The organism is Sporosarcina sp. P7 (genome assembly GCF_002743425.1).
Lineage (GTDB): Bacteria > Bacillota > Bacilli > Bacillales_A > Planococcaceae > Sporosarcina.
The window spans coordinates 1-22290 of the sequence record NZ_PDZF01000023.1 but is presented as its reverse complement, the minus strand read 5'-3'; the positions used below and the strand labels follow the sequence as shown (position 1 = coordinate 22290).

Genomic DNA, 22290 nt, shown 5'->3' with positions numbered 1-22290 from the left:
CGGGGTATCCGATCATACACAATGCGTGAACGCTCTATCAAACATGGTATCCGATCATACACAACGTGTGAGCGCTCTATCAAACGTGGTATCCGATCATACACAATGCGCGGGCGCTCTATCAAACGGGTTATCCGATCATACACAATGCGCGGGCGCTCTATCAAACGGGTTATCCGATCATACTCAATGCGCGAACGCCCTATCAACCCCCAAATCCAATCCTCCCACTATCCAGAAATAACCAAATCTATTCAACTTCATTCTATAAAAGCATTTGCTTCCCCCAAACCAAAGCATACGCTTCACCTCAGGCATAACTACAACATGACGATTCGATATCCCCTTCAAAACTTCCTATTATATAAATACCCAGGGAATCCAATGTGTCGTGCACGGCCTGAAGAGGTCGCTTTTATGGAAAATAGTCGGAATGAAAACTTTGAACAACTAATGGAACAATACGAACCTATGATTTCAGCCGTCATCAGAAAATTAAACATTTACCGTGATTTCGACAACTTCCGTCAAACCGGACGCATCGCACTGTTTCATGCGTGGACACGCTTTGATGAAACGAAAGGAAATTTCACGCCCTTCGCCTATCGTTCCATCTATGGCGCCATGCTCGACGACCTGAAAAGGGAAAGTCGATTCAGCGAAGTCAACACATCAGTCGAAACCGAAACTTTAGAACACTTAACACAACACCACTTCACCGAAGATCCTGACAACGAACTACATGAAATCATTACCGCACTCCCGACAAGCGAGCGCGAACTCCTCATCCATCTTTACGTAGAAAACAAAACCCAAGCTGAATGCGCCATTCACTTCAGCATTTCAGTTTCCGGAATCAAAAAACGTCGGGAAAAACTACTAAAGAAATTAAAAGACCAACTAACTACTAAAAGAAATATTGACGTATAAACAAAAGCAAGAGCACCCTATGCGGGTAGCTCTTGCTTTTGTTTGCTCTATTGATCGTGCTTTTGTCACTTTTTATGTTAATTGACGATTCCAGTTCAACTTAAGTGGAAGGCGTCACCTCACCCTACGTCAGCCCTTCCACTTGCGAAACCCACGACGTTGCGCAAAACGCGCGCAAGACGAACAAACTTTTATCTTCTTATCATTCGGCAAATAATATCCCTGATAGACAGACGTCCGTTTCTTGCAATATTCACACTTCGGCTTAAAGAAATCAAACAACATACTCTTCCCTCCTGACCGCTCATGAACAGAGTCCCTAACCAAACGATTCATTATTACACTGATTATACCACCCCGCCTACCAAAACAGTGAACATTTCACAAAACCATTCGACAAAAAAGCGCTCCTCCAATGAGGAACGCTATGTATAACTTTATTTACTCATCCGTGATCTCATAATTCCCACGCTTGTGATTCTTTCGGATCAAATATGTTTTATACCCCTTCTTCTCACCGAGCGCCATTTGCGTGAACCTGGCCGTCAATCCATTCTTTAACATGCATGTCCGCTGGTATCTTTTCTGGAAAACTGAAAAACTACAGTTTACAGTGAACACATTGCCATCACGGAATATCACTTTTGTATGTTCTTTATCGAACGGTAAGAACGTCAATATGTGTGACAACGAAAACCACACGCATTCAGTACTTGAAGGTGAATTACTTGGAAACCAATACATATCCAATCGCTCATTGACCATCACAGGTGTCATATGTATTCTGCCCATCAACGCCTTACCACCATCGATTCCGCCACGCAAACTCGTCCCGTAAAACTGCATACTCAAGTCCACTACCTCAGTTGGACTTTTATCCACCCGTACAAAATCACCGTTTTTCAGTAACACCGAACATAACTTTCCCTCATCGTCATAATACGGATATACCATACTCGTCCCCGGTGAAATCACTGACTTTGTTTCTTCATCCATGCCCCGTTATCCCCCTTTTTATAGAAACTCCTTTCGGTTAGTAGGATAAAGGGGTATACTAACGATATGTTGGTATACACCAGCTATTAAATCCTCGAGTCTGTCTCCCATGACATGAAGCACTCGGGGATTTTCTCTATCCACTACGTGACGCATTCATTTCTCACCTCCTTTCAGACATACATTGACGCACTAAAAACAGGCCAATAAGTATTGCTTCAGTTATCGACCCGCATTCATTCATTTTAAAGATAGTAAGCGTTTACATAGATGGTTATGCATAAAGTACCTGTCTTAAGAACAAGTATATAGTACTATAATGTTTTCGTCTACATTAATTCCCATTATTCTGATTTTATTGTTGAACTACTGTATAATTTGCCATATTATGTATTAAAGTAATGAATTCTGTAGTGGCATTACGTTCAGAATGTGCTCTGAATGAAAATACACATCAAGACGTCGTACGGTTTTGGCAAGCACGTAGGTGGGGGTTAGCTGTAGAACCGCGCTATTCATCTGTATGACCGCGCTAAAGTGTAGCCCAACCGCGCTATTAACACCGAACATCGCGCATTAACCCTGCCGAACCGCGCTATTCACTAATCAAATCGCGCCATTCCGCTCCAACACCGCGCCATTCCACAATTATCCACAATCAAAAAAGTTCTCAACCGACAACTAGTCGAGTTGAGAACTTGTTTCCTTACAAAACACTGAGCTCTGAATCCTTCATATCACTAATGAACATACAACCTGGAGAATGCGTGATCATAATAGCCGGCTTACTATGCATAGCTACGGCTTGCGGAGTGACGCCGCACGCCCAGAATACCGGAATTTCGCCTTCATTGATTGTCACCGCATCTCCAAAGTCAGGCGCGGAAATATCGTCTATTCCAATCAAACTCGGATCACCTAGATGAATCGGTGCCCCGTGAACATCAGGGAAACGAGTCGTAATTTGAATCGCACGAATCGCGTCTTGCGCGTTCATTGGTCGCATGCTGACTACGGTCGGCCCTTCAAAAATGCCCGACTTAGTGCATGCAATAGACGTCTTATACATCGGGACATTGCGGTTTTCTTCGATATGCCGTATAGGAATTCCGCCCGCAAGTAACGGTGCTTCAAACGTGAAACTACAGCCGATTAAAAAGCCGACCATATCGTCTTCCCAGTACTCTGTAATATCGTTCACTTCTTCGGTCAACACACCGTCTCTATAGATGCGGTAACTCGGTAGATCACTGCGAATGTCTGCATCTTCCGCAATCTTAGCCGGACGATACGAACCAGGTTCTGTGACATCTAGAAGCGGACAAGACTTGGGATTACGTTGGCAAAACAGTAGGAAATCAAGCGCATGCTCCTGTTTTAATATGACCAAATTCGCTTGTGTAAAGCCTGTGGCCATTCCAGACGTCTGCCCTGTAATTTTTTGCTCTCGAATCAACTTCCGAACTTCTTGCGCATTCATGGAACGATACGTTTCCATCAATCAAACCTCCTATGCATCAGTCAAAGAGTAGTGGAATCTGTTCAATCAACGTCATAACACTTAACACGCCCATTATGCCAACAACAACCGCTCCGCCAATCGTGAGCCAAAGTGGATGCTTGTATTCACCGACAATATCTTTCTTATACGCCGCAACGAGCAACGTACCAAGTGCTAACGGCAGAATCAGTGCATTCAATGCCCCAACCAACAAGAGAATCGTGACGGGCTTTCCAACAAATGCAAACGTCGCAGTCGAAATGACAATGAATAAAATAATGATCCAGTTGTGATACTTTTCAATGAGTGGGTGGAAGGATCGGATGAACGAAACCGAAGTATACGCTGCCCCCACAACAGACGTGATAGCTGCTACCCACATGATGACACCGAACAATCGTAACCCAAGTTCTCCTGCTCCAAGCTGGAACACAGAAGCTGGTGGATTGTCTGGATCAATCTGCAATCCTTGTGCAACGATGCCGAGTACTGCTAAGAATAATGCCACTCGAATGATTCCAGTGACTGCAATACCTGTAATGGAACTTCTCGTGACTAACGGAACAGAATCAATTCCTTTAATCCCCGCATCTAGCAAACGGTGTCCACCTGCGAACGTAATGTAGCCGCCAACTGTACCGCCAACTAACGTGACGATCGCAAAGAAGCTAATTTCAGAAGGATTAAACGTTCGGACGATGGCTTCTCCGACTGGTGGAGATGTCTTGAACGCGACGAATACGACCAAAATAATCATGATCACACCCGCAACAGCAACGACTTTGTCCATCACCTTACCCGCCTCTTTTACCACGAAGATCAAAATCGCAAAGATTGCACTGATGACCGCACCCATGATGGGATCGATGCCAACCATCGCGTTAAGCCCTAAACCTGCACCCGCCACGTTTCCAATATTGAACGCAAGACCTCCTGCGACAATGAGGAAAGCAAGGACGAAACCTAGACCTGGTAGCACTTTATTGGCAATTTCTTGTCCACGTAAGCCGGACACCGCGATAACTCTCCAAATATTCATTTGAGCAAAGACATCTAAAATTAATGAAATTAAAATAACGAAACCGAAACTTGCCGCAAGCTGCTCTGTAAATACAGTAGTCTGTGTTAAAAAACCGGGTCCGACAGACGAAGTCGCCATCAGGAAGGCGGCGCCAAGTAAGACGCCACGCGTTACCTTTTTCTGTTCCTGCTCATGAGTAAGTCCTAACTTCTCATTTTTCATAAGGAATCCTCCCTGTCCGAAATAGCGGTAATAGAAATCCCTTCACCGCTTAACCGGTCTGTAATGTATTTCGCGAATTCCACAGCGTGCTCACCATCTCCATGAATACAAATGGTATCTGCTCGTAGCGCGACATCGGTCTGTTGCTGCGAACGTACTTTTCCTTCTTTCACCATCGTAATGACTTGCTCAGCTGACTTTTCTTGATCGGTAATCATCGCATCGTCTTGCGAACGCGAAGTGAGCATGCCGTTTGATTGATACGTACGATCAGCAAATACTTCATGCGCCGTCACAAGTCCAATCGCTTCTCCAGCTCTCGACAATTCACTATCCGCAAGCGCAAACAGTACAAGGTCCGGCGATACATCATAGACGGCTTTTGCGATCGCTTCGGCAATGCCTTGATCTCTTGACGCCATCTGATAAAGTGCGCCATGCGGCTTGACATGCTGCATCGGTTCTTGATGTACAGCTAAAAATGCTTGTAGCGCCCCAATTTGATAGACGACCATGTCATATGCCTCTTGAGGAGTAATATTCATATCTCTTCTCCCAAATCCAACTAAATCCGGTAACCCCGGATGCGCACCGATTCGTACTCCATTATCGATCGCAAGCTGTACCGTCTCCCGCATCACGGAAGGATCTCCCGCGTGGAATCCGCACGCTATATTTGCAGACGTGACATATTTCAAAATTTCTTTTTGTTCTCCTAATGTATAGCGGCCAAAACTTTCCCCTAAATCACTATTCAAATCTACTTTTGCCATGTATATGACCTCCTTTAGTTTTCACCATAAACGAATTCGCCAACAAGAAGTAAGCGTTTGCATATCGCCTAGTTCCGAAATTCGAAACTTAGGTTTTGAACTTGAAACTTAGTCTATCATAAAAATCTTTTGTTGAATAGACCATTGTCGAAATATGGTGAGTATTTTTATAAACTGAATAATAGGCTTGTATTTTCTCTTTAGAAATCTATAATAGAACTACGATTCGTTTTTCAGAATAACGGTTTCGAATTTCGGAATTTGAAGGAGATGTTACGATGAATGAACAGAAATCTCTCGATATTAAAGCACTTGGCGATTCTGCCATCATGATAAAATTAGGCGAAGGCATCCAACCTTCCGTCCACCAGCAAGTAAAAAACCTGTCTTTCCTTTTAGATGAATATCCATTTGACGGATTCATTGAGTCGGTTCCGGCTTACAATAGCTTGGCGGTATACTACTCTCCGTATTTGGTGTATCAATCAACGCAAGGATTTCAAATAGACGGCACGCCTTTAGAAAAAGTGATTGATTATATGAATAAACTAGCTATCAAAATGTCTGATCTTCCCGTTACAGAGGGAAGATTGGTAGAGATTCCCGTTCTGTACGGCGGTGAATTCGGTCCCGATCTACAAATCGTGGCAGACACGCATACGATGTCGATTGAAGAAGTCATTGAGATTCATACGACACCTGAATATCTCGTGTATATGATCGGCTTCGCACCTGGATTTCCGTTTCTAGGTGGCCTTGATGAACGAATTGCGACACCGCGAAAATTAACACCACGGACATCGATTCCTCCTGGCTCTGTAGGAATTGCTGGCAAACAAACAGGTGTCTATCCACTCGAAACACCGGGCGGCTGGCAGATTATCGGACGTACACCAACAGAACTATTCGTACCGGACATGTCTCCCCCCTCTTTATTACAGTCTGGAGATAAAATAAAGTTTTATTCGATAACACAAGAAGAGTACGATGAGCAAAAGAAGGTGACGACATGTCAGTAAATGTATTGAATGCCGGGCTCTTAACGACCATACAAGATATCGGGCGGACCGGTTCGCAAAAATTCGGTGTACTTGTAAGCGGTGCCATGGATAGTTATTCGATGCGGGTCGCGAACCTCCTTGTAGGCAATGAAGAACGAGAAGGCGTTTTCGAAATCACGTTATTTGGAACGATGCTACAGTTTGAAGAAGATACATTGATCGCCATTACGGGCGGAGATCTTCAAACGACAATTGACGGGGTACCGGTTGCGAATTGGCGGCCTCTTATTGTCAAAAAAGGCTCCATACTGAAATTCGGTTTTGCGATTGAAGGGTGCCGTGCGTATTTGGCCATTGCGGGTGGAATCGACATACCGGTTGTGATGGGAAGTAAAAGTACGTATCTAGTGGCGGGAATTGGCGGGTTCAAAGGAAGAGCACTGCAGCAAAACGATCACCTTTCATTCGGACAACTGACGGAATCAAACGACAAGGTATTTACGCTGATCGAACAAGTTGGCACGCCAGACTGGAATGTCCCTCATCATCCGTTAATAAGTCTGGCCTCCACGCAAACTATTCGTATTATCGAAGGCACTGAATATCAGAATTTTGATGATGCCAGTAAACAACGACTGGTACGCGAGCCGTATGTCGTCACGCCGCAATCTAATCGAATGGGCTTACGACTCGAAGGACAGGCGCTTTCGTTAACCGAAAAACTCGAACTCCTATCGGAAGGCGTGACGTTCGGGACGATTCAAATACCGCCTAACGGCAAGCCGATTATTTTAATGGCGGACAGACAAACTGCTGGCGGTTATCCGAAAATCGGACAAGTCATTACGGCAGACTTAGGTAGCTTGTCGCAAGTGAAACCTAACGCGAAACTTCATTTCAAGCTCATCACCCATGCAGAAGCAGAGCTTGAACTTATCGCAAAAGAGGAACTGATTTATCAAATCAAAATCGGTATCCAGCAGAAACTCAACTACTAAAATAAAATCAACCTCTTGTGTTTCAGTAGAGTTCTACTCAAACGCAAGAGGTTGATTTATCCTGTATACCCAAGCTGCCTGGAAATTTCCAAGGCAGCTTCTTTTACTTTTGGAATTAAAATCTTTAAATTCTCTTCTTGATAATTCGCTTCAATACCCGCGACACTGATCCCCGCAATAACATCACCGCTAAAATCAAAAATCGGCGCTGCCACAGCGGAAGTGAAATTTTCAAGCTCTGAATGACTGAGCGTATAGCCATTTTGTCGCGTCTCCTGAATAGACGCAAGCAACGACTCCCGATCGGTGAACGTACCGTTACCAAACTGCCGTAATTCCGTCTTATCCAAATACTCAGCGATATAGCGATCCGACAGGTTAGATAAAATAATTCTCGAACAGGCGCCTGCATAGAGCGGACTACTCCTACCGATCGCCGTATACAAACGAACTTTCTGATAGGTATCAATCTTCTCCACATAAATCGCCTGGTCCCCTTGGCGGACAATTAAATTAATCGCTTCCTTCACATCATTGTGAAGCTCTTCCATAATCGGATAAGCAATCTTCCGAATATCCAACCGTTTCGATACTAAACTACCGTATTTCAATAGCAATAGACCGAGACGATACTGTGAATCCGCCCCCTTCTCAAGGAACTTCATTTCTTCGAGCGAGGACAACATGCGATAGACGGACGATTTCGGAATACCGGATAGGTCGATGATTTCTTGGAATGTGAGCGCTGGGTGATCGACGAAAAGGTTAAGTATGTCCAAGGATCGGACGACTGTTTTATTGTTTGTGCTCATGTTGGCTCCTTTCCGATGAATTATCTAGGTCGATTAGTAGGTTTAGGATGAAAACTTGTATGGTTGATTATAGCATTGAAGTGAAACCATTCCTAGATGTTGCCCAGATATCTGTAATTTTGGAGGTTTTCTATATGTAAGAATTTAATAAAAAATACTAAACCGAATCATTCACCCATTATGTTTACTTTTTAGATAACCTTTCTAATCCACAAGTTGCACATGCCATAATTCTCCGTGCGAATAGTAGCCATATTAGCAATCGTCTTTATTAATACTCCAAGAATGCTTCAAAATAACTACATATATGTTAAATTAAATGTAGAATTAAATATCGACCACAGTACTTTCTTTTGTAATTCCATCTTTATAAAAACTATCTTTGATAACTTATTTCAATAATTGCAATATACCCTGTGTCATTTGATTAGCTTGTACTAACATTGCCTGTGATGCCTGCAAGAGAATCTGATGTCCTGTCAACTGAGTGATTTCCTTGGACATATCTGCGTCTCTAATTCGTGATTCAGAAGAGAGAATATTTTCGTGATAGTTAGCTACATTATTTTCAATATGTTGCAATAGATTTTGGTAGCTACCATACTTTGATCTTTCAGATGATATTTTCTGTACCGCTTGATCAACCAATAAAATGGCCTCCTCCGCCTCTTCTCTGCTCGTTACTTTTAGATTGGAGATACCTAGTGCTGATGTCCTGGCATCTGTAAGAACAACCTTCATGTCTTGACCAGCATTCGCTCCTACTTGCAGCAACAACATAGTTCCGGTTCCTCCCGAATTTGTATCTGTAGTCGTACCACTCAACTCTACTCGCCATATATCACCAGAAGTACTTTTATCCTTCTCATTGTCTGAATGAAATACAATAAATTTCCCATCAGGTGACCAAGACGGATATATATTATGAGAGTGCCAGCTAGCCGTATCCATCTTACTAGTAATATCAGTTTTTTCAGAACCATCTATATTCATTACAAACAATTCTGAGTCGTGACTTTCACTTGATAGTGCTGAAAATGCGATTGTTTTACCGTCAGGAGAAAGCCTTGGTTCCGACCCAACAGCACTTAATGAAGTCACAGTGGATGTATCTAAATTCAGTGAAAATATTCCGTTAGTTGATTGATACACCATTTGTTTACCATCAGCTGTTATAGAAGGGGAAGATGCATTTCCATCAGATAAAACTACTGTCCTAGACAAATCAGTCAAAGATATAGCCTCTATACCGTTGCCAGTCTTAAAAAACACTCTATCATCACTGGGGCTCCAAGCTGGAAGCGAACCGAATGTTTGGTCAACAGGGACATTTGAATCAGTCGTCAATTGCCTAACATCCGTACCATCTAGTTTAGAAACAAATAAATTGCCGCCTTTCACATACGCTATAGACTTTCCATCTTCCGAAAGAGCAGGTTGACTTGCACCTGTTACTATCAGTTGTTGATTCGAACCATCTGTATTCATCAAGAAGATATTATTTTCACGTGTAAAGGCTATATTTTCACCTTTCCAACTTGGCTGTGTGTCATAGTCTACAGTGGAAGTAAGTTGAGTTTCGGAACCATTAATCACTGTAACAGTAGCTGCACCCGCAACTTCACTTGTTCTATTTAATAAAGGTATAGTATTAAATTCTGTGTTATTCGCAATTTGATCAATACCTTGTTTTATTTGTGAAACTTCTAACTGCAGTAATTGTCTATCTTCATCTGTCAGTGTGTCATTTGCTGCTTGGATGGCCAGTTCCCTAAGACGAAGCAACATTGGATCATTAATATTGCCTAATGCAGCATCAGCAGTTTCCACGAGTGAAATTCCATCTTTTATATTCTGTTTAGCTTGCTCCAACCCGCGTATTTGCCCCCTCATCTTCTCTGAAATTGCCAAACCGGCTGTATCATCTGCGGCCTGGGTAATACGCATACCCGAACTCAATTTCTTTAGGGATTCATTTACATATTGAGAATTTTGTTGTTGATTTCTATAATTATTTAAAGCGGATATATTATGGTTGATTCGCAATGTAACCCCTTCTCTCGCTTATGTTAGTGATAACTATTAATACCTTGTCTCTGTCTCTTATCGGTGATTTTTGGGATATATTAACCATTACCTTTTAATCATGAAATGCTTAGGCTAAACCATCCTATTAACAAGCCACGCCTTAATCATCAAAACTTTGAACAAGAAAATAATCGTGTAAACCTATCATATTGTCTTTAACATCATCTGGTTTCCCATGGTATACTAGTACTTATTGTTTTTATAAAGGAGTCCTTCTATATGCCATACGATGTACTATTATTCGATCTAGACGATACTTTATTCGACTTTGCCGAAACAGAAAAACATGCACTCGGCAATACATTTAACACATTCGGACTACCAAACGGCTTGGAAGCGTACCGTGACACATACCGCACGATCAGCTCCGTCATCTGGGACGATCTCGAGCAAGGTCGCATCACTCTGGAAGAATTAAAAGTAGAACGTTTCCGTCGGCTATTCACACAGCACGCACTACAACTAGATGCTTCCCATTTTGGGGAACTATACATCGAAAACCTAGGCTTCGAATCACATTTGATCGACGGTGTGGAAGAGATGATTTCACAGCTATCTGATTACCGGTTGGCGATCTTAACGAACGGTTTCACCATCGCCCAGCACGCTCGCATAGCCGGCTCTCCTTTACGCGATACGTTCGAAGCGATTATCGCTTCTGAAGAAACTGGCTACAAAAAGCCGCAGCCTGAGATTTTTGACTATACATTTCAGAAACTAGGTATCACAGACCCTTCACGTGTACTGATGATTGGTGATTCGTTGACTTCCGATATACAAGGTGGAATCAACGCAGGTATTGACACGTGCTGGTTCAATCCAGACCGACGCGAAAACAACACAGGAATTCAGCCGACATTTGAAATTCATTCATGGGCAGAATTCAGCTTGGGACGTAAGACAGTACTAAACAACTGATCTATAACTAATCACAGCTAACCCCTCCAACACCTTTCGTTGGAGGGGTTATTCATGTATTGAACGGAGTATTGCTATAAAAGAATTTTTGATGCCTTGCAACCGTTGAAAGACAAGGGCTTGGCATGATGAAATTTATTCCTATCTCCACTATGTTTTTATGATTATTGTTTATAGCACCAAACATCGTTTTGAAAGCGCATACATATCCAACTTACATATTGCATTATATGGAAGTAATCCACCACCTACTCAATCCGTAACCGTTACTGTAAACAGTTTTCTTTCACTACGTCTTCTTCCGGCACAATAATCTTATATGGAATAGGCGACGACAAGACAATAGAAGTCGTTAACGAACCGAATGGGATGAGCCGATCGATCAACTCGCTCATTTTGGCCATGCTAGACGTAGCAGCTTTTAAGATATAATTTGTCGTTCCGGTCACACGGTGACATTCAAGGATCGAAGTTTCTCCTTTTATTTGTTCCTCAAAATCAGCGGGCTTCTTTTTCAACTCACTCACCTGGATGAAGAGTAATGTGTCCAGTCCGAGTGCTTGCAATGAGAGTCGCGCAGTGAAATCTTCTATAATACCTTTTTCCTGCAGACGCGCGATACGCTCTGAAACACTTGGGCGGCTAAGAGATAATTGTTTGGATAGGTCGCTGATGGTTACACGACTGTTTTCCTGCAATAGTGCCAATAATTTAATGTCCGTACTGTTCAAAAACCACACCTCTTTTCAAAATGAAGGATAAATGCATCAAAGTCATTCAAAATTGTGTCTTTTTTGTGAAATTCACTTTTTTCTGATATGTAATTAAAGTATATCCTACTCTATTATTAAGTCAAAGGGAATCTAACAGAAGAAGGAGGTACAGAATGGACCACATGTATCCCAAAAACATAAGTATAAATAAAATTTTTTACTCACGAATGTAAGCGATTTCAAAGGCTCGATATTCATCAAATGAAAGCAAAAATCATAAAACTAAAGGAACGTGACGCATGCATACTAATAATCAGTGGTCTTCTAAATTAGGATTTATTTTAGCAGCGGCAGGCTCAGCTATCGGTTTAGGCGCAATATGGAAATTCCCTTATGTAGCAGGCACTAGTGGTGGTGGAGCTTTTTTATTGATCTTTTTACTTTTCACTTTTCTGATCGGACTTCCGCTCCTAATGGGTGAATTCATTATTGGACGGAGCACGCAAAAAGATGCAATTGATTCCTATAAAACCGTCGCACCGGGTACATCTTGGCACTTGATTGGAAGACTAGGAATTGTGACGTGTTTCATCCTTCTATCTTTTTACAGCGTGGTGGGCGGCTGGGTGCTCATCTACATCTGGAAAGCCGCGACTGGCAGTCTAAGCGGTCTAACGCAGACGGACTATGGAGATTTATTTGGCAACATCGTATCCAGTCCCTATGCAAGTGTAGGCGCGCAGCTTCTGTTCATGGTGATGACAACATTCGTTATAGCAAAAGGCGTGACAAGCGGTATAGAAAAGGCCAGTAAATACATGATGCCTGCACTATTCGTGTTGTTTATCATCTTGACTATACGTTCATTCACTCTTGATGGGGCGATGGCAGGCGTCAGCTTTTTCCTAAAACCGAACTTCGGTAATATTACTTCTGAAACTATTTTGTTTGCGATGGGGCAATCATTCTTCGCACTCAGTATCGGTGTTTCTGTAATGGTGACGTATAGTTCGTATTTATCCAAAAAGGAAAGTTTGCCGCAGTCTGCTATTTCCATCGTATTGATGAACTTGCTCGTGGCCATTCTAGCAGGATTGGTTATTTTCCCAGCGGTCTTTGCATTCGGTCTTGAACCGGACGCGGGTCCAACATTACTCTTTAACGTGATGCCTACCATTTTCGGGCAACTTCCGTTTGGCACATTGTTCTTCCTAGCATTCCTGATTCTGTTCCTATTTGCTGCGCTGACTTCCGCATTTTCTATGCTAGAAATCATTGTGTCAGCCACTTCCAAAGGGGATGACAAGAAGCGGAAAAAGTACGCGTGGATGATTGGGGCGGCCATTTTTATTGTCGGCATTCCATCCGCATTATCGTATGGTTTACTATCAGACTTTACGATTTTCGGTATGATTCTGTTCGACGCTTTCGACTATTTAGTTAGTAATATTCTCATGCCGCTCGGTGCGTTGTTGATCGCTATATTCATTCCATTAAAAATACCGAAAGATCGGCTCTATGATGAATTGAAAGCCGGCTCCAACATCAGCAAAAAAATATTTTCTGGCTGGTTTTTATTAATCCGTTACTTGGCACCGGTGGCTATTTTAATAGTCTTTGCAGATGTGCTTGGTCTACTAGACTTCTTGAAGTAAATAGAAAGATTGCTGATACTTTTCACTAGTCTACAGCAATAAAATAGAGGGGGAAATTATTTTGGTAACTTTAGAACAAACTTTGCAAGACGACAAAGCAAGTGTATTGGATAAAATGGTCGAGCACGAACAAATTCTCTTTTGTCATGATAAAGCAACAGGTCTTCAAGCTATCATAGCTGTCCACGATACGACCATGGGACCTGCACTTGGCGGATGCCGAATGGCGCCGTATAAAACGATGGATCTCGCATTACAAGATGTTCTTCGCCTGTCTAAAGGAATGACATATAAATGTGCGGCAGCTGATGTAGACTTCGGCGGCGGTAAATCCGTCATCATCGGTGATCCGTTAAAAGATAAAACGCCTGAGAAATTCCGTGCTTTCGGTCAATTCATCGAATCATTGAACGGACGCTTCTATACAGGGACAGACATGGGCACAACGCTTGAGGACTTCGTACACGCAATGAGAGAAACAAACTACATCGTCGGCAAACCCGTTGAATACGGTGGTGGCGGAGACTCGTCCATCCCTACTGCACTCGGCGTCTTCTATGGTATCAAAGCGACAAACCAGACGTTGTTTGGTGACGACAAAGTAGAAGGCAGAACGTACAGTATCCAAGGTCTTGGAAAAGTAGGTTATAAAGTAGCTGAACATATTATCAATGAAGGCGGAAACGTGATCGTCACAGATATTAATGAACAGGCCATTGCAGATATTCAAAAGCTTGGTGGAAGCGCTGTCAAAATCGCATCAAGCGACGAGATTTACAGCCAACAAGCAGATATTTTTGTTCCTTGTGCATTTGGTGGCGTGATCAACGACGACACGCTCAACGTGTTGAAAGTCCGCGGAATCTCGGGTTCCGCGAACAATCAGCTTGCGGAAAGCCGCCATGGCGAACTGCTCCGTGAAAAAGGTATTCTGTACGCACCGGACTATATCGTCAATGGCGGTGGTCTGATCCAAGTGGCGGATGAACTGTACGGAACGAACCCTGCACGTGTACTCGCCAAAACGCAAAATATCTATAACTCATTACTTGAAGTATTCAATCAGGCAGAACAGGATCATATTACGACCGCCACTGCCGCAGACCGTATGTGTGAAAAGCGTATTGAAGACGCGAAGAACCGCAACAGCTTCTTCACGCAATCCAACAGACCGAAATGGAATTTTCATCAGTAATAAAAATAGCTAAATGAGGTGAAAGATTCATGGAAGAACTATATCCAATTACTCAATATGTGAATGAAGAAGGAAAGTTCTCGGATGACTCGATTAAAGGAGACATCTCAACCGAACTAGTTCATACATTTTACTATAATATGCTACGGATCAGAACGTTCGACCGCAAAGCGAAGAGCCTACAGCGTCAAGGCAGACTTGGAACCTATGCTCTATTCGAAGGACAGGAGGCGGCACAAGTAGGAAGCGCTCTTTCCTTGGAAATAGACGATTGGGTGTTTCCTACCTATCGTGATCACGGCGCCCTGTTGACGTTCGGCGCGAATATGCCGAACGTGTTGCTTTACTGGAACGGGCGCACGGAAGGTAATGTGCATCCTGGCCGCAATATCTTCCCTCCAGCCGTTCCGATTGCCACACAGCTCCCGCATGCGGCAGGTGCAGCATGGGCAGATAAACGTAAAGGCAATAAACATGTTTCTATCGCCTATTTTGGTGACGGGGCGACATCTGAAGGAGACTTTCACGAGGGCATGAACTTTGCCAGTGTCTTCAAGTTACCTGTCGTGTTCTTTAACCAAAACAACGGCTATGCCATCTCGACGTCAATTGAGAAGCAAACGAACTCTAAAACAATTGCTCAGAAAAGTGTCGCGTATGGCATGCCAGGTATCCGTATTGACGGAAACGATATTTTCGCCGTGTATTTTGAAACGAAAAAAGTATTCGACAGAGCGAGAAACGGTGGCGGACCGACTTTAATTGAAGCCGTTACTCAGCGGTTCGGTGCCCATACAACAGCTGACGATCCGACGAAATACCGCGATCAAAACGAAGTCGAATCTACACGCGATCAACTAGATCCCCTGCTGCGCTTAGAACGTTTCATGAAAGAACAAAAATACTGGGACGAAAAATGGGTGCAAGAAATCACTACACAGATTCACGAGGAAATTGAAAAAGCAGTCGTGGATATGGAAAACTTCCCGAAAGCGAATGTAGAAGATTTATTCGACCATGTATTTGAAGAAATGCCATGGCCACTACAGGAGCAGAAAGAACAGTATCTACAATCAGTAAGGAGTGAGCAAGAATGAATCCAGTTACTGAAAAATCAGCAGTGGAAACAACTAAAACGACACGGTCATTAACGCTTGTACAGGCCGTGACAGATGCACTTGGGACGATGCTCGCTGAAGACGACCGCGTCATGCTGCTTGGAGAAGACATCGGGAAAAACGGTGGCGTATTCCGCGCAACCGAAGGCCTTCAAGAAAAATTCGGTGAAAATCGTGTCATTGACACACCGCTAAGTGAAGCCGGTATTGTCGGCGCCTCAGTTGGGCTAGCAGTCAACGGAATGATTCCGATCGTAGAAATACAATTTCTCGGTTTTATTTATCCAGCGTATGAACAAATTGCCACGCATGTGACCCGAGTAAGAATGCGGACGATGAGCAAATATACGGTGCCGATGGTCATTCGTGCGCCGTACGGGGCGGGAGTGCGCGCACCGGAAATTCATTCAGACAGTCCCGAATCCCTTTTTACACATATGCCAGGCATTAAAGTCGTCTGTCCTTCATCACCTGCCGATGCTAAAGGGTTGCTTATCGCAGCGATTAAAGACCCGGATCCCGTATTATTCATGGAGCCGATGCGCTTATATCGCGCTTTCCGTGAAGATGTTCCGGAAGGGATGTATGAAATCGAAATCGGCAAAGGGAAGAAAGTTGCTGAAGGTGATGATGTAACCGTCATCACTTGGGGCGCTATGGTGCCTGTCGCGAAGAAAGCGGCTGAAAAAGCAAAAGCTAGAGGGATTCAGTGTGACGTAATTGATATGCGTACCCTGTTCCCTCTCGATAAAGACATCATCGCAGAATCTGTACAAAAAACGGGCCGAGTAGTCGTTGTACATGAAGCACATGAAACGACAGGCGTCGGAAACGATATTCTATCTATTATTAATAAAAATTCATTCCTGTATATGAAAGCACCGATTGAAAAAGTAACGGGATTTGATGTCCCAGTTCCCTTCTTCGCACTGGAAGATGATTATCTACCCACTACCAAACGTATAGATGAAGCAATCGAAAAAGTGTATACATTCTAAGGAGGTTTCCCTATTGTTAGAAGTAAAACTGCATGATATAGGAGAAGGAATGACGGAAGCCGAGATTCTTCACTATTTCGTGAAACCCGGTGACTCCGTTGTGGCGGATCAGGCCCTTGTAGAAGTACAAACAGATAAAATGGTCGCGGAATTACCGTCCCCCGCAACTGGAATTGTAAAAGAACTATTAATCGACACTGCCTCTACGGTTGATGTAGGCACGACGATCTTACTGATAGAAGTAGAAAACGGTTCTAAGCGGGTCGAGGAAGTCACTACTGCCAAGACGGCCCCGGCTGAAACAAAGAAACATGCTACCACAACCTTCAAAGGCCCCCACCGGATCATGGCAGCTCCGTACACACGGAAAATTGCCAGAGAAAATGGCGTGGACATTACACAAGTCAACGGAACGGGTCCTGCAGGTCGTATTTTAGAAGAGGACGTGTACCGCTTCATGGAAGAAGGAAGCAACCACATTTCCGCGGTGTTGGAAACTGCAGCAACAGATACTTTGCCATCCACTCCTGCAACTATAGCAACACCGGCAGTAGCGGAGACGATACCTTTCACAGGCATCCGCAAGCAAATCGCTAAGAAAATGACACAGTCATTGACAACGATTCCGCATGTTACACATTTCGAGGAAATCGATATGACGAACCTCCTTGCGCTGCGCGAGGAACTAAAAGCTGAAGGCGCCTCTATTTCCGCAGTGGCATTTTTTATCAAGGCATTAGTCGTAGCATTGAGAGACTTCCCTGTTTTCAACGCCAAGCTGGATGTAGAAAATGGAGTCATCATTCTTGAAAAAGAGTATCATATCGGACTTGCTGTCGATTCCACACTCGGACTGATTGTGCCCGTTTTGAAAAATGCTCACCAGAAAACGTTGCTAGAAGTCCACACTGAAATGAAAGAGCTGAATGAAAAAGCACGCCTCGGTACATTATCAGCTAATGAAATGCGCGGTGGCACCATGACGATCTCGAACGTCGGACCACTCGGAAGTACCGGAGCAACACCGATTATTAACCATCCTGAAACAGCGATCATCGCATTCCATAAAACGAAGAAATGCGCAGTGGTCACGGATAATGACGAAATTGTCATCCGATCGATGATGAATATTTCCATGTCATTTGACCACCGAGTAGCAGATGGCGCAACGGCAGTAGCCTTTACAAACCGCTTTGCAGAATTGATTGAAAATCCTAAAAAGCTTTGGCTGGAATTGATATAATTGGTAGTAGGTGAAATCATCTAAGTAGTAACGAATTACTGTACCCGGGTTCACGTTAACCGGGTTTTTTCTCGTCTAATTTCAATTACGTCAAAAATAAAAATCTTTCCCGTTTTTACCGGAAAAGATTTTTTGGAATCGTCAACACTAGTTCACCTTACTTAGCCAAGATCATGACAGAGGAAACAACGTCTCCAACTTTCTTATCGTTTTGAAAAAGACTAGCCACTACATACACCATCTTGCGTCCGAGCCGTTCTACACGCGCTTCCACTTCCACCGTTCCTGTCAACACGGGCCGGTGAAACGTCGTATGAATATCTACAGAAGCAAACGTCTGATCTTCGGCTATTTTGGAAGCAACCGCATAAGCCATCATAATATCTGCCGCAGATGTTAGAAAACCACCCATCGACACGCCGTTTCCATTCATGAACTTCTTATCCACTGTCCAAATGCCACGGGCCAGTCCATCCTCTGCTGACAGTACGTCTAGCTGCAATGTCAAATCACAATTTGGTGGCGTTGCTTCTCCCTTTACTACTTTCATCAAATCCACTGTTTTCGACTCTGCCATCCACTCATCCACTCCTTTATCTTATTCTACTATCATGGTACAACCGCGGACAAAGCTAGGTGCGAAAAAAGGTTTCCGTACACCTACCGCGCCATCAGCTCAGTCATCTAAGATGATCTTATACAAGGACGCATTACACTTTGATTAGCTGTATAACAAAAACCTAGGCTTTAGTAAGTATGCCGTTACTGATCCCCATACTCCCGATAATACCGCTCTACTCCCTCGATCAGACGCTCCGTACGCATGGCTGTATATTGTTCAAACGAAGGATCTTCGTTCTCTTTAACGAGCGACCACAACGACCAAAGAAAGTCGGTCTTTAACTTTTGCAGATCAAGCGACTCTTTCGAAGAAGCCGGCAAACCGTAATAATCGAGTAACACTTGCTCTTGCAGCTCACTTAACTCTCGTTCCAAAATAAACGCCGCCAAATCCCATTCAGGCAAATAATTCGCACTATACTCCCAGTCAATCAACAGCACTTGCTTGGCATCATTCTGTATAAAATTACCCGTCACCGAATCCATATGACACGGCGCATACTCTTGCCGTTCTCCTTGCGTCAACTTTCGCAACCGCTCCTCCAACAACACATAAAGCGAAGGAATTTCCGTTAACGAACGCTTATACTTCTCCACCTCGTCCCAATAATTAAAACGATTCTTAAATTCCCTATTCGACGAATGAAGCCTAGCCAACACACCCGCCACTTTCTCCAAATACTCCGGCGTCACAATCAAATCCCGTGTTAAATCAGCCGTCGCATCATAATACGGAGTCATTTTAATACCCTCATCGGTAAACACCACATTGCCAACTGTCACCCCAACTTCAGCCGCAATCTGCTGGTTTGCTTTTTCATTTTGGCGATTAATAATATCTTCAAACTCATGCGCCGGGAAACGTAGGACATATTTTTGTCCTTTATGCGCAACAAGGAAGTTTAGGTTGGTGAGACCGCCTAGTCTTTTGATGTATGTAAGTTCTTCGATTAGAAACACTATTTTTGCACCTCGGTTTTCTGTACTATAGTATGTATTGTTTTTCTGGTAAATTTCTAAATTCCACACGATCATTAATTATTCTGAAAATAAATTTTGAATTCCATTGATCTAAATCAAACGTTTTACCGAATATCTAATCAGTACCATTCCATAGATCAAGCGTTCACTTACGAATGTGAACTTACCTATTAAAATATTATCTTTCAACGCATCATTTAAATCAATAGTAATACTAGATTTCCCATAGATCCATTGAAATGTAGGCGTTGTAATTACTCTCTTAATTTCAACGTCATAAATTTCCTTTTCATACTAGCACTTGAATAAGTTTTTCCGACCTACTGTATGCAAATTCTTCGATTTGTTCAAGAAACTTCGCTACTATAGCATTTTCTATACCGTCTTGTTGAGTTCATGACACTCTGTGTGGATTCACTCTGCATGTCCACTCTCACTTTTCATATAGAGCTTTTTCGAGAAAAGGATACACACATTAACAATTACTTTCGTGAGTGATATACATTCGGGTTTTGTCGTTCACGTACTGAATAATGAAATGTGCAACGTCGAGATTCTTCTCGACAATGGTTTTATTATTAATATTCTTAAGTTCTTTAGTTATTGGCCTGGCGGGTTTGGGCAGGTGCACTTGCCCAATGTCGTCAGGTACACCTGTCGACTTTAGGCAGACCACCTATAACTATTGGGCAGTGCCTTGTCTTATATTGGATGGGTTAATTCTTATGTATTTGGATAGAATTTTCTTGTACTTCGCAAAGAGTGATTTGATCCTGTTTTTAATATTTTTCGAGATCTAACGTAGCAATATTTAATAACTTTTCAAACAAGCTTTATTAATGAGAGATGCTCGTTTCGAAAATGTCGGTTTGGTCACTTACATCTTATAAGTAGCATCTCTTTTTTTATATGTTTAGTTGGAAGTAGTTGGTAAATCAACACGCGTGATATATTTTATAAATATGATAGTTTGATATTATACAGAAATCATCAGTTAATATTCCAAGTGTCTTTTTTAACTTTGCATTTCTTCAATTTCACTATTTCAGCAGTCATTTTTTCATGTTCATCAACAAAAATATAATACATTTTATTGAATTTTTTTACCCAACATTCCAATTCAATAATAAAATCAGCATATCTTTCGATTTTAACGGCTCTATATTCATCAGTGTTTAAATCGCGATGTTGAAGTGAAAAACGTTTTTCTCTTGGAAATTCTTTATTAAATTCATTAGCTTTTTTAATAATATTCTTAATTTCAAAGTAAAAATAACCGTTAACTTCTGTAGCACCATCAATCAATTCTACTCTTTTACGAGTAATATCGCTAATAGCCGTATCGACAATTCCATATAGTCCTTCGTTATTATGTTTTTTAATATTTCCAATCTCTTCAGAATTAAAAAACTCATAAATATTATCGAGTTGTTGTAACTTCTTAGGGAACTTTTCAATCATAGATTCTACTCGTTGCTCTTTAATAGTTAGATATACACCACCTAACGTTAGTACACCGGCAATAAGACTCCCAATAAAACTTCCCATGAAACCAATCCAGTCATTTGAAGTAACTACACCATTTGGCGCAAGGATTTTTGGAGACTCTATGCTCATTAGATTGTTAATCCCGATAGGTAAAAAAATAGCTAGTAGTGTAAAACCTACTAATAAAAACCAATAAATCGGTCTAATCCTCAACATTCAATATCAGTCCTTCATAATTAGTACCAAAATTTCATCATTGTTTGAACTATCGTGTTTAATACAACATTCACGTTAAGTGTGTCACCAATTCAGTATACAGATTTAAAACGATTCAAAATAGAGTCCGATTTATTTATTGCATAATAAGTACCCTTCACCTAATTTAATATGCTTCCCATCAAAATTACTCTTTAACCCAACATAGCACTTCCTCAATAACTTCATTTTTACTAATATCTCTTAAATATAAAGCGTATCTCACTTGACGATCAAAACTCGTGACGAAAAGTTTTTTTCAATGGAACACAATTCTCGCATTAAGTATTCTTGATGGGCTATAGGCAATAGATCAAAAATAGATTGTATGTCTCCTTTCAAAGAAGACCAAATATTACTGTTTGCATCCTCCTGTGTCCAGATAGTAAAGTGTTTTATAAATAACTCACTATATTGTATATCGTCCAAAATATTCATAATCTTAATTATGTGCCTCAATTTATATGGATTGGTAAGGTCTTTTGCTTCAATTTCTTTTAGTATTAATTCTTGTTCTATACTTTCCAGCATACTTGCAAAAAATACGGGCATACGATTAGATCTTGTTTGCCTGTGCATTATACAACTCTAAAACAATTCAGAGTAGTGTCCGAGTTGTTTGATGCACAGTAGTCGCCCCCCTTAAAATGGACACAGAAGATGTTATAGTTGTAGGAACATACTGTCACGGGAGGGGTTCATTTTGGAATTCATAAAAAAGGGCAGAAAGAGAATATTATCTTTTGAACAGAAATGCACAATC

At 42.2% G+C, this 22290-nt stretch carries 19 protein-coding genes; 9 read left to right on the top strand and 10 right to left on the bottom strand.

All coding sequences use genetic code 11. The annotated features are described in order from the left end of the window. The first annotated feature begins 417 nt into the window (after positions 1 to 417). A complete protein-coding gene (locus CSV60_RS15110) occupies positions 418 to 930 on the top strand; it encodes a sigma-70 family RNA polymerase sigma factor (protein WP_099637559.1) in 513 nt (170 codons plus the stop codon). A 441-nt stretch (positions 931 to 1371) separates the two neighbouring features. On the opposite strand, the gene CSV60_RS15105 is transcribed toward CSV60_RS15110, so the two are convergent. The 4 genes from CSV60_RS15105 to CSV60_RS15090 form a co-directional block, all read right to left on the bottom strand. After that, a complete protein-coding gene (locus CSV60_RS15105) occupies positions 1372 to 1926 on the bottom strand; it encodes a competence protein ComK (protein WP_099637558.1) in 555 nt (184 codons plus the stop codon). Positions 1927 to 2632: 706 nt separating this feature from the next. Continuing rightward, positions 2633 to 3424 carry a putative hydro-lyase gene (locus CSV60_RS15100; protein ID WP_099631079.1) on the bottom strand — a complete coding sequence of 264 codons (792 nt, stop codon included), beginning with the start codon at positions 3422 to 3424 and terminating at the stop codon, positions 2633 to 2635. 19 nt (positions 3425 to 3443) lie between these two features. Then, positions 3444 to 4670, bottom strand: a complete 1227-nt coding sequence (locus CSV60_RS15095; protein ID WP_099637557.1) for an NRAMP family divalent metal transporter — start codon at positions 4668 to 4670, stop codon at positions 3444 to 3446. After that, on the bottom strand, positions 4667 to 5443 hold the full coding sequence (locus tag CSV60_RS15090; RefSeq protein WP_099637556.1) for a LamB/YcsF family protein: 777 nt from the start codon (positions 5441 to 5443) through the stop codon (positions 4667 to 4669). Before CSV60_RS15090 ends, CSV60_RS15095 begins: the two co-directional genes overlap by 4 nt. Before the next feature lie 278 nt (positions 5444 to 5721). Between CSV60_RS15090 and pxpB the strand changes: the two genes are divergently transcribed. Together pxpB and CSV60_RS15080 are read left to right on the top strand one after the other, a co-directional pair. Continuing rightward, positions 5722 to 6462, top strand: a complete 741-nt coding sequence (pxpB, locus tag CSV60_RS15085) for a 5-oxoprolinase subunit PxpB (protein ID WP_099637555.1) — start codon at positions 5722 to 5724, stop codon at positions 6460 to 6462. Beyond that, positions 6453 to 7442: a 5-oxoprolinase subunit C family protein gene (locus CSV60_RS15080; RefSeq protein WP_099637554.1), complete on the top strand. Its 990-nt coding sequence runs from the start codon at positions 6453 to 6455 to the stop codon at positions 7440 to 7442. The genes pxpB and CSV60_RS15080 overlap by 10 nt, the downstream gene beginning before the upstream one ends. 56 nt (positions 7443 to 7498) lie before the next feature. On the opposite strand, the gene CSV60_RS15075 is transcribed toward CSV60_RS15080, so the two are convergent. Next, complete coding sequence (locus CSV60_RS15075; protein ID WP_099637553.1) at positions 7499 to 8254, bottom strand: IclR family transcriptional regulator; 756 nt, start codon at positions 8252 to 8254, stop codon at positions 7499 to 7501. A 390-nt stretch (positions 8255 to 8644) separates the two neighbouring features. After that, positions 8645 to 10300 (bottom strand): flagellin N-terminal helical domain-containing protein, encoded by a 1656-nt coding sequence (locus CSV60_RS15070; protein WP_099637552.1) that lies wholly within the window; start codon positions 10298 to 10300, stop codon positions 8645 to 8647. A gap of 261 nt (positions 10301 to 10561) precedes the next feature. Here CSV60_RS15070 and CSV60_RS15065 point away from each other — a divergent pair, with 261 nt between their 5' ends. Next, positions 10562 to 11260 (top strand): YjjG family noncanonical pyrimidine nucleotidase, encoded by a 699-nt coding sequence (locus tag CSV60_RS15065; protein WP_099637551.1) that lies wholly within the window; start codon positions 10562 to 10564, stop codon positions 11258 to 11260. Positions 11261 to 11526: 266 nt separating this feature from the next. Here CSV60_RS15065 and CSV60_RS15060 read toward each other — a convergent pair whose 3' ends face one another. Then, positions 11527 to 11991, bottom strand: a complete 465-nt coding sequence (locus CSV60_RS15060) for an Lrp/AsnC family transcriptional regulator (RefSeq protein WP_099637550.1) — start codon at positions 11989 to 11991, stop codon at positions 11527 to 11529. 281 nt (positions 11992 to 12272) lie between these two features. Here CSV60_RS15060 and CSV60_RS15055 point away from each other — a divergent pair, with 281 nt between their 5' ends. From CSV60_RS15055 to CSV60_RS15035, 5 genes are all read left to right on the top strand, one after another. Then, positions 12273 to 13628, top strand: a complete 1356-nt coding sequence (locus tag CSV60_RS15055) for a sodium-dependent transporter (RefSeq protein WP_099637549.1) — start codon at positions 12273 to 12275, stop codon at positions 13626 to 13628. A 115-nt stretch (positions 13629 to 13743) separates the two neighbouring features. Beyond that, positions 13744 to 14823, top strand: coding sequence for a Glu/Leu/Phe/Val dehydrogenase dimerization domain-containing protein (locus tag CSV60_RS15050; RefSeq protein ID WP_099637560.1), 1080 nt, complete (start codon positions 13744 to 13746; stop codon positions 14821 to 14823). A gap of 29 nt (positions 14824 to 14852) precedes the next feature. Further along, on the top strand, positions 14853 to 15920 hold the full coding sequence (gene pdhA, locus CSV60_RS15045) for a pyruvate dehydrogenase (acetyl-transferring) E1 component subunit alpha (protein ID WP_099637548.1): 1068 nt from the start codon (positions 14853 to 14855) through the stop codon (positions 15918 to 15920). Beyond that, complete coding sequence (locus tag CSV60_RS15040) at positions 15917 to 16939, top strand: alpha-ketoacid dehydrogenase subunit beta (RefSeq protein ID WP_099637547.1); 1023 nt, start codon at positions 15917 to 15919, stop codon at positions 16937 to 16939. The genes pdhA and CSV60_RS15040 overlap by 4 nt, the downstream gene beginning before the upstream one ends. 13 nt (positions 16940 to 16952) lie before the next feature. Further along, positions 16953 to 18182, top strand: a complete 1230-nt coding sequence (locus CSV60_RS15035; RefSeq protein WP_199175299.1) for a dihydrolipoamide acetyltransferase family protein — start codon at positions 16953 to 16955, stop codon at positions 18180 to 18182. Between the two features lie 157 nt (positions 18183 to 18339). On the opposite strand, the gene CSV60_RS15030 is transcribed toward CSV60_RS15035, so the two are convergent. The 3 genes from CSV60_RS15030 to CSV60_RS15020 all read right to left on the bottom strand — a co-directional run bounded on the left by CSV60_RS15030 (position 18340) and on the right by CSV60_RS15020 (position 21488). Then, positions 18340 to 18759 carry a PaaI family thioesterase gene (locus CSV60_RS15030; RefSeq protein ID WP_099637545.1) on the bottom strand — a complete coding sequence of 140 codons (420 nt, stop codon included), beginning with the start codon at positions 18757 to 18759 and terminating at the stop codon, positions 18340 to 18342. 185 nt (positions 18760 to 18944) lie between these two features. Continuing rightward, complete coding sequence (locus CSV60_RS15025; RefSeq protein ID WP_158233192.1) at positions 18945 to 19763, bottom strand: choline kinase family protein; 819 nt, start codon at positions 19761 to 19763, stop codon at positions 18945 to 18947. Between the two features lie 1011 nt (positions 19764 to 20774). After that, on the bottom strand, positions 20775 to 21488 hold the full coding sequence (locus CSV60_RS15020; protein ID WP_099637543.1) for a hypothetical protein: 714 nt from the start codon (positions 21486 to 21488) through the stop codon (positions 20775 to 20777). Between the last annotated feature and the right edge of the window lie 802 nt (positions 21489 to 22290).

Coding starts and splice junctions, on each gene's coding strand:
- CSV60_RS15110 (WP_099637559.1), top strand. CDS start 418: ATGGAAAATAGTCGGAATGAAAACTTTGAACAACTAATGGAACAATAC.
- CSV60_RS15105 (WP_099637558.1), bottom strand. CDS start 1,926: ATGGATGAAGAAACAAAGTCAGTGATTTCACCGGGGACGAGTATGGTA.
- CSV60_RS15100 (WP_099631079.1), bottom strand. CDS start 3,424: ATGGAAACGTATCGTTCCATGAATGCGCAAGAAGTTCGGAAGTTGATT.
- CSV60_RS15095 (WP_099637557.1), bottom strand. CDS start 4,670: ATGAAAAATGAGAAGTTAGGACTTACTCATGAGCAGGAACAGAAAAAG.
- CSV60_RS15090 (WP_099637556.1), bottom strand. CDS start 5,443: ATGGCAAAAGTAGATTTGAATAGTGATTTAGGGGAAAGTTTTGGCCGC.
- pxpB (WP_099637555.1), top strand. CDS start 5,722: ATGAATGAACAGAAATCTCTCGATATTAAAGCACTTGGCGATTCTGCC.
- CSV60_RS15080 (WP_099637554.1), top strand. CDS start 6,453: ATGTCAGTAAATGTATTGAATGCCGGGCTCTTAACGACCATACAAGAT.
- CSV60_RS15075 (WP_099637553.1), bottom strand. CDS start 8,254: ATGAGCACAAACAATAAAACAGTCGTCCGATCCTTGGACATACTTAAC.
- CSV60_RS15065 (WP_099637551.1), top strand. CDS start 10,562: ATGCCATACGATGTACTATTATTCGATCTAGACGATACTTTATTCGAC.
- CSV60_RS15055 (WP_099637549.1), top strand. CDS start 12,273: ATGCATACTAATAATCAGTGGTCTTCTAAATTAGGATTTATTTTAGCA.
- CSV60_RS15050 (WP_099637560.1), top strand. CDS start 13,744: ATGGTCGAGCACGAACAAATTCTCTTTTGTCATGATAAAGCAACAGGT.
- pdhA (WP_099637548.1), top strand. CDS start 14,853: ATGGAAGAACTATATCCAATTACTCAATATGTGAATGAAGAAGGAAAG.
- CSV60_RS15040 (WP_099637547.1), top strand. CDS start 15,917: ATGAATCCAGTTACTGAAAAATCAGCAGTGGAAACAACTAAAACGACA.
- CSV60_RS15030 (WP_099637545.1), bottom strand. CDS start 18,759: ATGGCAGAGTCGAAAACAGTGGATTTGATGAAAGTAGTAAAGGGAGAA.
- CSV60_RS15020 (WP_099637543.1), bottom strand. CDS start 21,488: ATGTTGAGGATTAGACCGATTTATTGGTTTTTATTAGTAGGTTTTACA.